This window comes from Bacteroides sp. D55t1_190419_B8 (genome assembly GCF_015558905.1).
In the GTDB taxonomy this organism is placed as follows: domain Bacteria; phylum Bacteroidota; class Bacteroidia; order Bacteroidales; family Bacteroidaceae; genus Bacteroides; species Bacteroides vicugnae.
The window spans coordinates 68,033-83,071 of the sequence record NZ_JADMOU010000027.1; the positions used below are offsets into that span (position 1 = coordinate 68,033).

Genomic DNA, 15,039 nt, shown 5'->3' on the forward strand with positions numbered 1-15,039 from the left:
AAAAAACAATGAACTTACGAATATTTATAGAACGCCCCGTGCTCTCCGCCGTCCTTTCCATTGTGATTGTAGTGGTGGGGATTATCGGGTTATTCACCCTACCCGTGGAGCAATATCCTGATATTGCCCCGCCTACTGTTCAGGTGTACACTGCATACGACGGTGCCAGTGCTGAAACGGTGCAGAAGAGTGTCATCGCTCCGTTGGAGGAAGCCATCAATGGTGTGGAAGACATGACTTATATGACTTCCAGTGCTTCCAATGCCGGTTCAGCCGAAATAACCATTTACTTTAAGCAAGGTACCGATCCGGACATGGCCGCTGTCAATGTACAGAACCGTGTGTCGAAAGCTGCCGGACAACTTCCTGCGGAAGTGACCCGTGTGGGTGTCAGTGTCAACAAGCGACAGAACGGTATGCTCCAGATATTTACCTTGCATAGTCCCGATAGCTCATTAGACGAGAACTTTCTCTCGAACTATATCAATATTAACTTGAAACCTGCCATCTTGCGTATTTCCGGAGTGGGAGATGTGCAGGTGATGGGTGGTGTCTATTCCATGCGCGTATGGCTTAAACCTGACGTCATGGCACAGTACAAGCTGATTCCTTCCGACGTGACTGCTGCACTGGCCTCACAAAACATTGAAGCTGCAACAGGCTCCATTGGTGAGAATTCCAAGGAAGCTAAAGCGTATACCATGAAATACCGAGGTCGATTGATGACTCCCGAAGAATTTGGAGAGATCGTGATCCGCAGCACTAAGAATGGTGAGGTACTTCGTTTAAAAGAGATTGCCAACATCAGTCTCGGACAAGAATCGTATTCTTATCAAGGTAGTTTCAATGGTAAACCCGGTGTGTCATGTATGGTTTATCAGACTGCCGGTTCTAATGCCACAGAGATTAATCGTGAGATTGACGCTTTTCTGGCAGACGCTTCCAAACGTCTTCCCAAAGGGGCGGAAATAACCCAGTTGATGAGTACCAACGAATTTCTCTTCGCCTCTATCCATGAGGTATTGAAGACACTGATCGAAGCGATTCTGCTGGTAATCCTTGTGGTATATGTTTTCTTACAGGATATTCGTTCTACACTGATTCCGCTGGTGGGTATTTTTGTTTCTCTTATCGGAACTTTCGCTTTCATGGCGTTGGTAGGATTCAGTATCAATTTGATTACGCTTTTCGCATTAGTGTTGGTCATCGGTACAGTGGTGGATGATGCCATTATTGTGGTCGAGGCAGTGCAATTCAAGTTCGATTCCGGCTACCGTTCGCCCTATATGGCCAGTGTGGATGCAATGAAAGGACTGTCGGGTGCTATCGTTACCACTTCACTGGTGTTTATGGCGGTATTTATTCCGGTGTCTTTCATGAGTGGGACTTCGGGTACATTCTATACGCAGTTCGGTCTGACAATGGCTGTGGCGGTAGGTATATCTACCATCAATGCATTGACACTAAGTCCTGCCCTCTGCGCCTTGATTCTGCGTCCCTATACCAATGAGGACGGCACACAGAAGCAAAACTTCGCAGCCCGTTTCCGCCGTGCGTTCAACACTGCGTTCGAATCATTGTCAGAGCGGTATAAAAAAGGAGTTCTCTTCTTTATCCGTCGCAAATGGTTGACGGGCGCCTTTGTTGCCGGGACAGTCGTAATCCTTGCCTTGTTGATGAACAGCACCAAAACAGGCCTTGTGCCCGATGAAGATCAGGGACTGGTGTTTGTTGCCGTATCCACTGCGCCGGGAAACTCACTTTATGCTACCGATGGCATTATGAACCGTGTAGAAGAACGTATTCAGCAAATCCCACAGGTGAAACAGGTACTCAAAGTGACCGGTTGGTCAATGGGTGGTGCGGGTAATTCTTCCGGTATTTTCTTTGTTCGCCTTACTCCGTGGGATGAACGACCGGAGGAAGAAGATCACGTGCAGGCAGTAATCGGACAGATTTATGCCCGTACCGGAGATATCAAGGATGCCACAGTTTTTGCCATGGCTCCGGGTATGATACCTGGCTATGATATGGGTAATGCGCTCGATATCCAAATGCAGGACAAGGCTGGAGGTGATCTCACAGAGTTTTTCAGCATCACTCGCCAGTTTATTGACTCGTTGAATCAGCGGCCTGAACTGGCAATGGCTTTTTCATCTTTCGAAATCAACTATCCCCAGTGGCAGGTCGATGTGGATGCTGCTAAGTGTCTGCGTGCCGGAATCATGCCTGATGAGGTGCTTTCTACCTTGGGGGGATATTATGGAGGTAGCTATGTCAGCAACTTTAACCGCTTTTCGCGCGTCTATCGTGTGATGGTGCAAGCTGATCCGAATTATCGTCTGGATGAGGCTTCGCTCAACCGTCATTTTGTTCGCTTGAGCAATGGAGAGATGGCACCGTTGAGTCAGTTCGTCACACTGACCAAAGTATATGGAGCCGAGAGCCTGAACCGTTTTAATATGTATAACTCCATTGCACTCAATGCCATGCCTGCCGAAGGGTACAGTTCGGGTGAAGCCATCCGTGCCGTACAGGAAACTGCTGCCCGTGTACTTCCCGCCAACTATGATTTCGATTTTGGCGGACTGGCGCGAGAGGAGAGCAATCAGAGTAATACCACCATCGTGATTTTTGCTATCTGCCTATTGATGGTTTATCTGCTATTGAGTGCGCTTTATGAGAGTTTCTTCGTTCCGTTTGCCGTCCTGCTTAGTGTTCCGGCCGGATTGATGGGTAGCTTCCTCTTTGCCAAATTGCTTGGATTGGAGAATAATATTTATCTGCAAACAGGACTTATCATGCTTATCGGTCTGTTGGCAAAAACTGCTATTCTTCTCACCGAATATGCTACCGAGCGCCGTCGTGCCGGTATGAGTCTGACGTCTGCTGCGCTTATTGCTGCTAAAGATCGTTTGCGTCCTATTCTTATGACGGCACTGACGATGATTTTCGGTATGGTACCTTTGATGTTAGCATCTGGCGTAGGAGCCAACGGAAACAGTTCACTCGGTACGGGTGTGGTAGGCGGTATGCTGGTGGGTACATTGGCACTGTTATTCATTGTGCCGGCTATGTTTATTGTCTTCCAGGCAATACAGGAGAAAGTGCGACCGATTCAGTTTGATGCCACTGTTGCCGACTGGCAGATAAAGGAAGAGGTGGAGAAAGCCGATGAAGAAAGAAAACAATATTTGGAGAATAAGAAGAAATGAAAAGAAATATCATCACCCTTGCCATAACGGCGCTCATGCTGAGTAGTTGCGGCATCTATACAAAATATCAACCGGCAACGACCGTCCCCGAAGATCTTTTTGGGGCGGCGGAAACGGTTTCTGATACAATTCATAATATTGCCAAGTTGAATTGGCGTCAATTGTTCGTCGATCCTCATCTGCAATCCCTCATTGAGCAGGGGTTGCGGAATAACACCGATCTACAGTCCGCTCACTGGCGAGTGGAAGAAGCCCGTGCTTCACTTAGTGCGGCCCGCCTGGCTTATCTGCCCTCATTCGCTTTTTCACCGCAGGGCACTGTGAGCAGTTTCGATAAGGGGAAAGCTGGACAGAGCTATTCCCTGCCTATTACTTCCTCTTGGGAAATTGATATCTTCGGTCGGCTGACGAATGCCAACCGTCGTGCTAAAGCTCTTTATATTCAAAGTCAGGAATATGAACTCGCTGTTAAGACACAATTGATAGCCAATCTAGCGAATACCTATTATACACTTTTAATGCTGGATGCTCAATTGGCCATCTCCGAGGAAACAGAAGTAAAATGGAAAGAAAGTGTACGCGTTATGCAAGCTTTGAAGAATGCCGGTCAAGGTAACGAAGCAGGTTTGGCACAAACCGAAGCCACCTACTATTCCATCTGTACCACTGTTTTGGATCTAAAGGAACAAATCAGGCAGGCGGAAAACAGTCTTTGCCTGATGCTGGGAGAAACTCCGCAATTTATCCGTCGTGGCACACTGGACGGACAGGTTTTGCCACAGGATTTATCCGTAGGTATCCCTTTACAACTTCTTGCTAATCGTCCTGATGTCAGATCATCAGAATTGGCTTTGGCGCAAGCCTTTTACACGACTAATGAGGCACGCTCTGCCTTTTATCCATCCATCACCCTCAGCGGTTCTGCCGGGTGGACAAATGGAGTAGGTGAGGTGGTTATGAATCCGAGTAAGTTGTTGCTGTCAGCTGTTGGCTCCCTTACGCAGCCCTTATTTAATAAGGGGCAGAATATAGCCCGTCTAAAAATAGCTAAAGCGCAACAGGAAGAAGCGAAGTTGTCTTTCACGCAAACCCTACTCAATGCCGGTGCTGAAGTGAACAACGCTTTGAAGCAAAATCAAACGGCCCGGGATAAATCCGATCTTTACCGGCGCCAGATCTCTTCTCTACAAACGGCTGTTACCAGCACACAGCTGCTTATGCAACATGGAAATTCCACTTATCTTGAAGTCCTCACCGCCCAGCAAACTCTACTGACAGCACAGTTGACACAGGTGAGTAACCGGTTTCAGGAGATACAAGGAATAATCAATCTGTATCAAGCACTAGGAGGAGGTAGGGAAGAGTAATGGAAATAATTGAATGACACTCATATCCGGCTGAATATTTATAATGTGGAGAAACAATAAATAATGTAAAAAAGCAGATTTTCTTTTCATCGTAGAATTAACTTTCAAACTTTAGTGAGGTCTAACATACATTACTCACTTAATATGATATTTAGAATTATGAGAAAGCAAATTTTAAGTTTGGCAGTTGCACTATTGATTGGCTCAACTGTATGTATGGCTCAAAATCGTCAGAAAGGAAAAGCTGATAGAGAGAAACGCATAGAACAAATGGTTACTGATTTGGGACTGAATGAAAAGCAGGCCAAAGATTTTAAAGCTGCAATGGAAGAGATGAGACCTGCAAAAAATAAATCGGATGAAAAACCTTCACGAGAAGAAATGCAAAAGAAAAAGAAGGAAGTCGATGCTAAAATAAAAAGCATTCTGACCGATGAACAATATAAGAAGTATCAGGATATGCGTAAGAAGGATAACGAGAAGAAAAAGAAAAAAGCACAATAAGTACTGTGAATTTAAGCTAAACCTATCATATGGATGATTATAAAAGATTGTCTGTTATGAGGCTATGTTTATTTCCTGTCCTTTCATAAATATTTATTTAATCTACCTTTTAGTTTTCGTTCTACTAAAGTTGGATGTATGTTCTCCATTTAAGGTGAAAACATATATTCAACTTAGGTGGAGCGATTTTTTTATGAGATAATGAAGAATATGAAGTTAAAGAGGAACTACAAGCAAAAAAGTAGCGGTAGTTATATCTATCTAATTGTGGGCTATTTTTTTATAATTAATGCATATTGAGAAATGCTTTGTCAACACATATATCTTCTATAAAAGCATGAGATAGATAAAGCCTGCCAGTTTGGTAAGTCAAGATTGATAATCAAATTCGGAGATATTACTTCGGCAGTGACGGATGTTATTGTTAGTGCTGACGACGCTTATCTTTCAATGGGTGGAGGAGTTTCTGCATCTATCCTATGCAATTACGATAGACTGGTCTCAAAAGGACGAATTTACAGTAGAGAAATCCATTAACAGTATTATTAAAAAGAGCTTGAATGTATTGTCCGTTCTGGGATTGAAGAGCATTGCTTTTCCTGTAATAGCTACCAGAGCTGCGCGATACAGCCTCATCGAACACACTTGCTTCAGAATACCATAAAAGCAACCCTGCTGGACTTCAATGTATTTGTCCGAATCCTGATAACCTCAAATGAATTATTCATAAATTTTATCCAAAAGAAGAAAAAAGAATAAAATAAACAAGAGACGTCGTAACAACCTATCCATAAAAAGATTATATTTATTGCAGCGAGAGAGCACTTTAAGTAATGCTTAAGAGGAAAAACGAAAAGTAGTATATATACTATATATTTTCTATTATTAATTACTTAAACACATTTTTTATGGAAGCCAAGAAATCAAAAAAGGCTGCAATTGAGAATCAACGGGGTTCTTGGTTGTTGATGGGTTTGGTTGTTGCGCTAGCCTTCATGTTCGTTTCGTTCGAATGGACACAACATGATGTCAGAGTTGCAGCACTATCACCAGATGATGAATCCATCTTTGTAACAGAGCTAGTTCCAATCACATTCCCAGACGAGAAACTGGAACCGCCTCCTCCTCCCGAAACTAAGGTAACAGAATTGTTCGAAATAGTGGAAAACAATATGGAGGTGACGGATAACGTTTCTACAGTGTCAGAGGATATGAATGCAGTTCATGACGTTATTTGGATACCCCCAGTGGTAGAAACAGAAACGGTAGTTGAAGACATTATTCACGTAAGTGTTGAAGTCATGCCGGAGTTTATTGGAGGTACAGCTGCTTTAATGAAATATTTAAGTAGTAATATCAAATATCCGACGATTTCGCAGGAAACAGGTTCACAAGGAAAAGTCATTGTTCAGTTTGTTGTAGACAAAGACGGAACGATTTCCAATCCTGAAGTTGTGCGAGGGGTTGATCCTTATTTGGATAAAGAAGCTATCCGCGTGATAAGTTCTATGCCGAAATGGACTCCCGGAGTGCAAAATGGTAAGAAAGTTCGAGTGAAATTTACTGTACCGGTATCATTCAGACTACAGTAGTAACTTGGAATAAATGAGTATGAGGGTCGGTTCTTGATGGGAACCGACCCTTTTTCAATAAAAAAATATATCTTTGTCGGGAGAATAAAAATACGAATGATTGTTTTATGAATCTTCTACTCTGTATAAAAAGACCTTTTATCTGGCTTTCCCGCTTTCGTTATCGTTGCGGATATGGCGTACATTCCCCTTTTGCTTTTAGTCTGATTACCGATGTGATTTATGAGAAGATGCCTTACTATGCCTATTCTTCTTTGAAAAAAGAACAGCAAAAGATGATGAGAGAGCGTGGGTGGACGAAAGGTTCTCAAAAAGTGAACCGTTTCCTGTTCCGGTTGGTGAACAGAGTACAGCCTGATACAATCATAGAAGTTGGGCGTCCGTCCTCTACAACCCTCTACTTACAATCCGCTAAACCGTCGGCTTCCTACCTTTTTGCATCCGACTTGTCGGAACTGTTTCTGGATGCAGACACTTCAGTCGACTTTCTGTATCTGAATGATTACCGGAATCCCGACTTACTGGAAGAAGTCTTCCGGATCTGCGCACATCGCACTACTCCTAAAAGTGTATTTGTTGTTCATGGCATTTGTTATTCCAAAGAGATGAAAACACTTTGGAAAAAGCTGCAGACCGATGAAAGAGTAGGCATCACTTTTGACCTCTACGACCTCGGTTTATTATTTTTTGATAAAACGAAGATAAAACAGCAGTATATTGTCAACTTCTAAGAACCTTTGTACGTTTACCTTATAGTAACTGTAAAAAAGAAGATCATGAAAAAGAGCCTTGTATATACAAAGACCGGAGATAAAGGAACTACCAGTCTTGTTGGTGGAAGCCGCGTCCCGAAGACCCATATCCGTTTGGAAGCTTACGGAACTGTAGATGAATTAAATTCTCATCTGGGATGGTTGAACACCTATCTGCAGGATGAATCAGACCGTGGTTTCATCTTAAGTATCCAGCATAAGCTATTTGCTATCGGTTCACACCTCGCCACCGATCAGGAGAAAACACAGCTGAAACCTGCTAGCATCATAACTCCCGAAAACGTGGAGAATATTGAGCGGGAGATTGATAAGCTGGATGAACAACTTCCGGAGCTTTGTGCTTTTATTATTCCCGGAGGAAGTCGTGGAGCAGCCGTTTGTCATGTTTGCCGTACTATTTGCAGGAGAGCCGAAAGACGTATTCTGGCTTTGTCCGAAACTTGTACAATTTCTCCCGAAGTATTAGCATTTGTCAACAGATTATCAGATTATTTGTTTGTATTATCCCGAAAAATTAATTTTGATGAACAAAATAATGAAATATTTTGGGATAATAGTTGGAAATGATAGATTTTGTTATACTTTTGCCGAAAAATAGAAAACGAGACAAATTTAGTATTCATTTTAAATACTCAAGATTATGTATTGGACATTGGAACTAGCATCAAAACTTGAAGATGCTCCCTGGCCGGCAACCAAGGATGAATTGATTGATTATGCCATGCGTTCGGGTGCTCCTCTTGAAGTTATTGAGAATCTCCAAGAGATGGAAGATGAGGGCGAAATCTATGAGAGTATCGAAGATATTTGGCCGGATTATCCTAGTAAGGAGGATTTTTTCTTTAACGAGGAAGAGTATTGATTTAAGACCGAACATATAAAAATACCCGATAACCTTTGCAAGAAGGCTATCGGGTATTGTTATATTGTCAGCTACGGTTTCTGGCTTTAGAACTAGAATACAGGCATCTGCCAGATAAATCCCACAGAAATACGGTTAGTACTGTAATTCTCCTGTCCCAGCACTTTGGCGCGGGAAGTAAAATCATACGAACGTCCCACGTAGGTAACAAAGAAGTGCAGATTAGTTTCCATCGGGTAATATTCGATACCGCCCAGATATCCCCAGGAAGTACGGTAATTGCCCTTTTCTATACCTTCGGATGCCTTGCCTACGGAAGCCGTTTCATACATACCCTTCACAAAAACATTCCATTTCGGAAGAAAGCGGTAATTACATTTGGCAACAACCGAAAGATAGTTCGCATCAAAAGCATTATGTCCGCCCGGACGACCTACGATACTGGTAATGATTCCTTTGCGGTCAATATCCTCTTTTGAATACATGAAATCGACAAAAGCATTCCATTTTCCAAGATTCAACTCATTACCTAAAGCATAATAATACATATTGTGACTTTTGGCCTCGTTCATGACAGAAGCCGACCAACGGGTTTTAAATACATTATTGAAATTACCGTTCCAGTTCAATGTGTAGACTAGTGGCATTTTGCCCGATTTCAGATCGGGGAGATTGCCTTCGGCATCCTCTGTAATCCCGTAAGTGCTGTCGAAAGAACTGTTACGGCTGTTCAATATCTGCAGGTTAAGCTGCTGTTCGGGAGTAATGTTATAACCCACATTCAATCCGGTCATGAAGTTGCTCATGTAATCAATCATATCGCTGTATTGATAGATGTCGATCGGATTCAGGTCGAACTCGATACCACCGTATGCGGCACATTGCTTTCCTGCAAAAAGACTAAACTGGTCATTCAGCTTGATACCGATTCCGGCATAGTCGATAGAAGTCGGGAGATTATCAATCATGCCGTTTGCATCGTTCGAGCGGTTGAGGCGCTGACGATAGCGGTAAGACAACCAGTTGTTGATATTTCCTTTCGCTTCGATACGGAGTTGGTGCATATTAAAGTCACCCTCTTGAAAACCATTCTGGAAATGAGCGTCAAAGCTCCCTTGCATATTCAGATAAAGATTGAATTTATCTGTTTTCTTTTTCACGTCTGTCAGCTCTTCAAACAGGGGAGTGTTCGGATTGAATTTCTCCTTTTTCTCTGTTTTTTGAGCATATACTCCCTGTATGCTGCCCGCCAGAAGCAGCATGAATATCCATTTTTTCATAAGTAAGTCCGGTTTTTAGTATTCGTTGAAATATTGCTGAATCTGTTTCCAGTCTGTAGTTTTTGTTAGTGCAAGCATTAACAAAACACGAGATTTCTGCGGGTTCAGTTCCTGCGAAGCCACAAACTGATATTTGGCGTCATCCACCTCTGCATCCAGTGTGGTAGGTCCGGTCGGGACACGGGAAGAACGAACGACAAGAATACCTTTTTGGCGGGCATCCGTCAATACCGGGAAGATGTTCTGGTGAATATTTCCGTTTCCTACTCCTGCGTGGATAATTCCTTTGTAACCGTTGCTAAGCATCGGAGTCACCATATCGGCTTCAATGTTGGAATAGCTGTACACGATACCTACTTTGGGAAGCGCGTTCAGATGCGTGACATCAAAAACGGACTGGGTAGTATGTTTCTTTAGCGTTACTTGATTATAGAACACTTTTCCGTTCAGTACATAACCCAGTGCGCCGGAGTTGGGGGCTTGGAAAGTTTGCACATCGACAGTGTTCATTTTAACCGTACTTTGCGCTCCGAGGATAAGGCCGTTCATGGCAACCAATACCCCTTTGTCTTTCGATTCTTTTGCGGCTGCGGTAACAACGGCATTGTAAAGGTTCAACGGGCCGTCGGCACTTAGAGCGGTAGACGGACGCATGGCACCTACTAATACCACCGGTTTGTCACTCTTGACAGTCAGATTCAGGAAGTAAGCAGTTTCCTCCATGGTGTCTGTTCCGTGAGTAATCACGATACCGTCAATGTCCGGGCGTTTCAGTAGTTCGTTGATTTTCTTGGCAAGCGTCAGCCAAACCTGGTCGTTCATGTCCTGCGAGCCGATTTTAACGATCTGCTCTCCCGTTACGTTGGCGATGTCTTTAATTTCGGGCACAGCATCGAGCAGCGCACCGATGGCAACCTGTCCTGCCGTATAACTGGTTCCGGTAGCCGAGCTTCCCGTACCTGCGATGGTTCCTCCCGTAGCAAGAATATGAATATTCGGTTTTGCGGCGAATGCCATAGTTACGGAAAACAGTAGTGTGACTACTACCAGTCCAAAGCTTTTGAATTGTTTCATAACTGAATGATGTTTAGGTTAATAATATGAATCTATTAGAATATTTGTATAAAAAGCAAACCTAGTGCGATTGCCACAACGGTCGATATCAGACCGGGCATCATAAATGAATGGTTCAACACATATTTGCCGATTTTTGTTGTCCCGGTACGGTCGAAATTAATCGCAGCCACCACAGTAGGATAATTCGGAATAAAGAAATATCCGTTCACGGCAGGGAATAAAGCGATCAGCATATAAGGAGAAATTCCCAACGCGATACCCAGAGGAACGAGTGCCCGTACGGTGGCGGCCTGACTATACAGCAGAATAGACATCACAAACAGGGCGACACCGAACAGCCACGGCATTTGTTGTACGATCCCCTGGATAGAGAGCGTCAGCTGTCCCATATTTCCCTGAAGAAAAGTATCTCCCATCCAAGCAATACCGAAGATGGCAATCACCGCCTGCATACCTGCCGGGAATACGGAACCTTGCGTTGCCTTAATCCCGTCCGTCTTCGTTACTAACAGGATAATTGCGGCAGCCGACAACATCACGATTTCGATGATGGAAGACATTCCCAAGGTGACTATTTCCCCGTCAATCAGGAAACTGGGGCGCATTCCTTCAAAAGAACCGAAAAGCACGATAAAAGCAGTTGCCAATATAAAGATGATGACGGAAATCATTGCCGAACGTTTGTTCTTGACATCTTTAATCTCCACCTTTTTATTGTTGAATAAACCTTCTTTCAATCTTTTCTGATATTCGGGATCTTCCACCAGTTCCTTGCCGACTCTCATGGAAAACAAGGCGCCTACCAAAACTCCGACGATGGTAGCGGGAATCGTAATCTTGAGAATGTCGAACAGGGTAATGTCGAATCCGGCTAAAAGTCCGAGAAGTGCCACGGTAGCGGCAGAGATCGGACTTGCCGTAATGGCCTGCTGGGAAGCGATGACGGCAATCCCCAACGGACGTTCCGGGCGTATCTTTGTTTCGGTGGCAACCTCTGCGATCACCGGCAGTACGGAATAGGCCACGTGCCCGGTTCCGGCTACAAAAGTAAAGAGGTAAGTCACCAGCGGACTAAGCAGAGTGACGTGTGAAGGATTTTTACGAAGCAAATGTTCTGCCAGTTTCACCATATAGTCCAGACCTCCGGCTGCCTGCATACAGGAAGCGGCCGAAATTACAGCGGCAATCATTAACATAACGTCGATAGGAGGCGCAGTGGGTTGTAAACCAAAAACGAACGTAAGTATAGCCAACCCTACGCCTCCCATTACGCCAAGTCCGATACCTCCCAGGCGCGCGCCAATAATAATGGCTGTCAGAACAAATGCTAATTGTAATATCATAGATTGCTGTTTTAAGTTCCAAACAAAGATAAGTGATTTCTCTCTTTGTATTTTCTTTTTCTTGTATTTACAACAAAAAAGTCTTTGAATAGTTTTTGCATATTTATTAAAACAATAACAAAGTTCATTGGTTATTATAAGAACTAACGAAAACGTTATTACTATAAAACAACCGATATGGAACAGAATTTATCAAAAAAAACTCGTACAGAGAGTGACCTGATAGGTAGTCGTGAAGTGCCGGAAAGTGCACTCTATGGAGTACAGACACTCCGTGGTATCGAAAACTTTCGCATCAGCAAGTTTCATTTGAATGAATATCCTTTGTTCATTCAGGCATTGGCTATTACCAAGATGGGAGCCGCCGTTGCCAACCGTGAACTGGACTTATTAACAGAAGAACAAGCGGATGCTATCTTGAGAGCCTGTAAAGAAATACTTGAAGGAAAGCATCACGAGCAATTCCCCGTAGACATGATTCAGGGAGGAGCCGGTACGACCACTAACATGAATGCCAATGAAGTGATTGCCAACCGGGCATTGGAACTGATGGGACATCAGCGGGGAGAGTATCAATACTGTTCACCCAACGATCATGTCAACCGTTCGCAATCGACCAACGATGCTTATCCTACTGCCATCCACATTGGACTGTATTATACTCATTTGAAGTTGGTTAAGCATTTGGAGGTTCTGATCGAGTCTTTCCGGAAGAAAGCGAATGAGTTTGCGCATATCATCAAAATGGGGCGTACCCAACTGGAAGATGCCGTACCGATGACGCTTGGGCAAACCTTTAATGGCTTTGCAAGTATTCTGTCGCATGTAAGGGGGGAGAAACGATGCGTGTCAAAGTTCGGTCGGTCTGAAAATATCTGATTGCTTTGGTTTTCAAAGCGTTAGAACGGGGTAGGAGTGAGCTGGGTGGAAAAACGAAGCGTTTACATCGCTTTACATCGAGCTTACATTTGAACCTTGTTTGAACGCCGTTCAAATGAATCTCTTTACATTAGGAGTGGAGTAGGGGAGAATTCAGGCAGTATGGTATTATTTCACTCCGATGCTTTGCCCAGGCCATACTTCCATATACAAAGATAACCAAATGGTGTAATTTATGCAAGTGGAGTAGGGGAGCGCTTCGCTTCTCTCCTATTTTTATTTATTAAAATTATTCCATATAGCTGATATTTGGTATATTTGCAGTGAAATAAATACTATATATCATGAGTAAAGTTATCCATGTACATTTGATTTTTGAGAAAAAGAACATCTACTTTGGTAGTATATCGGCCATTTTTGAAACTCTGACGGAGAAACAGGTCGGAATCACTAAGAGTAGTCTTTTACATGCTGGACTGGTTGATGACATTGCCAAATACACGAAACGTGCAATGATTATTCAGTCTCGCTTGATAACATGTACCAGAAAGGGATAAAATGCCTTAGAACGCAATTAAAAGCCGCAAAAGCGGCTTTTTTTGCCCTTATAAGTGTCAAACTATGATGGAAGGCTGTATTTATCCGTTTGAACGCTTTGAACGTCTTAAAAAGTGGAAAGGTTATTCACTTGCTTATTCATTTGGTTATTCATTTAAGCTATTACAAAAACGAAATGTTTTGATTGCTTATTCATTTGGTTATTCATTTTTGTGCCTATTTTGTTCTAATAAAACGGGGAAATATCTTTTTTTTATTTGGTATTCATCGGTTTTTATAATATTGTAGGGGGTAAATTGTATATAGATAATATTTATTTACTCCCCTGTATTTTTATATATTCTGCTGTAAAATAGTGATTTAACTGTTTTTACCTCCCTTTCCCCATAAAACACGTTTTAGATGGCATTGGCAACCGTAGAATCGCTTGCATCCGAAACACGCCCCGACTTGTCCTGTTTAAGTTGTGTAATTGTCTGTTTGAGCATCCCTATTTCCTCTGCCATTTCTCGAATGGTGGAGTCTTTTTCCCTTAAAACATCCAGAAGCTCCCTAAAATTATTGTTAGCTGTTTCTGGAGGAGCTGTTTCCGTTACTACTGGTGTAATTTTTTCGGCTTCTATATCTTTTAAAAGAAAGTCGTCGATTGATATTCTAAAAAACTTAGATATTTCACATAACAAACTCAATTTAGGTTCTGTATTACCCAGTTCATAGTTTGACATTGTACCTTTTTTGATGCCCAGAAACTCAAATTCATCTAATTTAAGTCCCCTACTCTCCCTTAGATATCTAAGATTCTTAGAAAAAACGCTCATAAATCTAAATTATTTGGATTAACACTTTGTTGTCTAAGAAACTTAGACTATATTTGCCACGTGATTAAAGTTTAAACACGCCCCAAAGCTACAAAAAAGGCTTGAGGTAACAATGAGAATTTAAAAAGAAGCAAAATGGAAGTAAAATTTAAAAAGGGACAAAGTGTGAGAATCACCAAGAGAAATGGTGAGATCATTGATGGTATAGTTCGTGACTGGGATTATAACATTTGTACGTTCGTGCGGGAATATAATATCGATTATATGAAAAATGGTCAGGTTTGGACTGTAATATGTGTTCCGGAGGATGCGATAAAGGAGCTTTAATAATTTTCTCGGGCAGTTAGTTCAGCTGGTAGAACAAACTAAACTCCTATAATGGAGAGGTTATGGTCCGCGGTTCGAATCCGCGACTGCCCACTACGATAATTTAAATATTAGATAGTATGAAAGAACGAATAGTTGTAGAATACGGTGAGGTGAATAAAATTGCCGAACTGATGGGCTGTACAAACGTGATGGTGAGTCATGCGCTTGCCTTCCGTAAGAACAGCAAACTGGCCCGTTCCATTCGTAAGCTCGCCATTGAGCGCGGTGGATCCAAAGTAGGTGGTAATCCTCAAAATACAAGTAGCCATGAAAAATGATTTGATGACATTGTTCAGCGACCAGCTGCACTGGTTTGCTCGTCTGAAACGAAAACAGCGCTTTTGCGTGCTTTACTTCTGTATGAGTTTCGGGATCCTGCTCTCTATTTTTTTTATTAATCCG

15 protein-coding genes, 1 tRNA gene and 1 pseudogene are annotated in these 15,039 nt (G+C 42.7%); 13 read left to right on the plus strand and 4 right to left on the minus strand.

The window, feature by feature from the left end:
• Positions 1 to 8: 8 nt before the first annotated feature.
• The 8 genes from I2I13_RS19155 (at position 9) to I2I13_RS19190 (ending at position 8,313) form a co-directional block, all read left to right on the plus strand.
• On the plus strand, positions 9 to 3,215 hold the full coding sequence (locus tag I2I13_RS19155; RefSeq protein ID WP_195650247.1) for an efflux RND transporter permease subunit: 3,207 nt from the start codon (positions 9 to 11) through the stop codon (positions 3,213 to 3,215).
• Positions 3,212 to 4,582: a TolC family protein gene (locus I2I13_RS19160; protein WP_195650248.1), complete on the plus strand. Its 1,371-nt coding sequence runs from the start codon at positions 3,212 to 3,214 to the stop codon at positions 4,580 to 4,582. Before I2I13_RS19155 ends, I2I13_RS19160 begins: the two co-directional genes overlap by 4 nt.
• 159 nt (positions 4,583 to 4,741) lie before the next feature.
• Positions 4,742 to 5,086 (plus strand): hypothetical protein, encoded by a 345-nt coding sequence (locus tag I2I13_RS19165; protein ID WP_195650249.1) that lies wholly within the window; start codon positions 4,742 to 4,744, stop codon positions 5,084 to 5,086.
• Between the two features lie 415 nt (positions 5,087 to 5,501).
• Positions 5,502 to 5,750: a hypothetical protein gene (locus tag I2I13_RS19170; RefSeq protein WP_229128672.1), complete on the plus strand. Its 249-nt coding sequence runs from the start codon at positions 5,502 to 5,504 to the stop codon at positions 5,748 to 5,750.
• Between the two features lie 244 nt (positions 5,751 to 5,994).
• The gene (locus tag I2I13_RS19175) at positions 5,995 to 6,678 is read left to right on the plus strand and encodes an energy transducer TonB (protein ID WP_195650250.1); all 684 of its coding nucleotides are present in this window, start codon (positions 5,995 to 5,997) and stop codon (positions 6,676 to 6,678) included.
• A 107-nt stretch (positions 6,679 to 6,785) separates the two neighbouring features.
• A complete protein-coding gene (locus I2I13_RS19180) occupies positions 6,786 to 7,409 on the plus strand; it encodes a hypothetical protein (protein ID WP_148365545.1) in 624 nt (207 codons plus the stop codon).
• A gap of 45 nt (positions 7,410 to 7,454) precedes the next feature.
• On the plus strand, positions 7,455 to 8,018 hold the full coding sequence (locus I2I13_RS19185) for a cob(I)yrinic acid a,c-diamide adenosyltransferase (RefSeq protein WP_148365544.1): 564 nt from the start codon (positions 7,455 to 7,457) through the stop codon (positions 8,016 to 8,018).
• Between the two features lie 73 nt (positions 8,019 to 8,091).
• Positions 8,092 to 8,313 carry a DUF2795 domain-containing protein gene (locus I2I13_RS19190; protein WP_002558131.1) on the plus strand — a complete coding sequence of 74 codons (222 nt, stop codon included), beginning with the start codon at positions 8,092 to 8,094 and terminating at the stop codon, positions 8,311 to 8,313.
• Positions 8,314 to 8,405: 92 nt separating this feature from the next.
• Here I2I13_RS19190 and I2I13_RS19195 read toward each other — a convergent pair whose 3' ends face one another.
• From I2I13_RS19195 to I2I13_RS19205, 3 genes are read right to left on the minus strand one after another with little or no spacing between them, the layout of a single operon-like run.
• On the minus strand, positions 8,406 to 9,593 hold the full coding sequence (locus I2I13_RS19195) for a porin (RefSeq protein WP_148365538.1): 1,188 nt from the start codon (positions 9,591 to 9,593) through the stop codon (positions 8,406 to 8,408).
• A gap of 15 nt (positions 9,594 to 9,608) precedes the next feature.
• On the minus strand, positions 9,609 to 10,667 hold the full coding sequence (ansB, locus tag I2I13_RS19200) for an L-asparaginase 2 (protein WP_004296386.1): 1,059 nt from the start codon (positions 10,665 to 10,667) through the stop codon (positions 9,609 to 9,611).
• 35 nt (positions 10,668 to 10,702) lie between these two features.
• On the minus strand, positions 10,703 to 12,013 hold the full coding sequence (locus I2I13_RS19205) for an anaerobic C4-dicarboxylate transporter family protein (RefSeq protein WP_148365536.1): 1,311 nt from the start codon (positions 12,011 to 12,013) through the stop codon (positions 10,703 to 10,705).
• A gap of 177 nt (positions 12,014 to 12,190) precedes the next feature.
• On the opposite strand from I2I13_RS19205, the pseudogene I2I13_RS19210 reads away from it, so the two are divergent.
• Together I2I13_RS19210 and I2I13_RS19215 are read left to right on the plus strand one after the other, a co-directional pair.
• Positions 12,191 to 12,838, plus strand: a pseudogene (locus I2I13_RS19210) (lyase family protein); the annotation flags it as partial.
• A gap of 398 nt (positions 12,839 to 13,236) precedes the next feature.
• Positions 13,237 to 13,449, plus strand: coding sequence for a hypothetical protein (locus I2I13_RS19215; RefSeq protein WP_004327294.1), 213 nt, complete (start codon positions 13,237 to 13,239; stop codon positions 13,447 to 13,449).
• A gap of 399 nt (positions 13,450 to 13,848) precedes the next feature.
• Here the strand turns inward: I2I13_RS19215 and I2I13_RS19220 are convergent, their stop codons facing one another.
• Positions 13,849 to 14,268: a helix-turn-helix domain-containing protein gene (locus tag I2I13_RS19220; RefSeq protein ID WP_004327295.1), complete on the minus strand. Its 420-nt coding sequence runs from the start codon at positions 14,266 to 14,268 to the stop codon at positions 13,849 to 13,851.
• Positions 14,269 to 14,403: 135 nt separating this feature from the next.
• On the opposite strand from I2I13_RS19220, the gene I2I13_RS19225 reads away from it, so the two are divergent.
• From I2I13_RS19225 to I2I13_RS19235, 3 genes are all read left to right on the plus strand, one after another.
• A complete protein-coding gene (locus tag I2I13_RS19225) occupies positions 14,404 to 14,595 on the plus strand; it encodes a hypothetical protein (protein ID WP_004327296.1) in 192 nt (63 codons plus the stop codon).
• Positions 14,596 to 14,605: 10 nt separating this feature from the next.
• Positions 14,606 to 14,688 (plus strand) — tRNA-OTHER (locus I2I13_RS19230).
• A gap of 26 nt (positions 14,689 to 14,714) precedes the next feature.
• Entirely contained in the window at positions 14,715 to 14,915 is a 201-nt protein-coding gene (locus I2I13_RS19235) for a hypothetical protein (protein WP_004327297.1), read from the plus strand.
• Positions 14,916 to 15,039 lie beyond the last annotated feature (124 nt).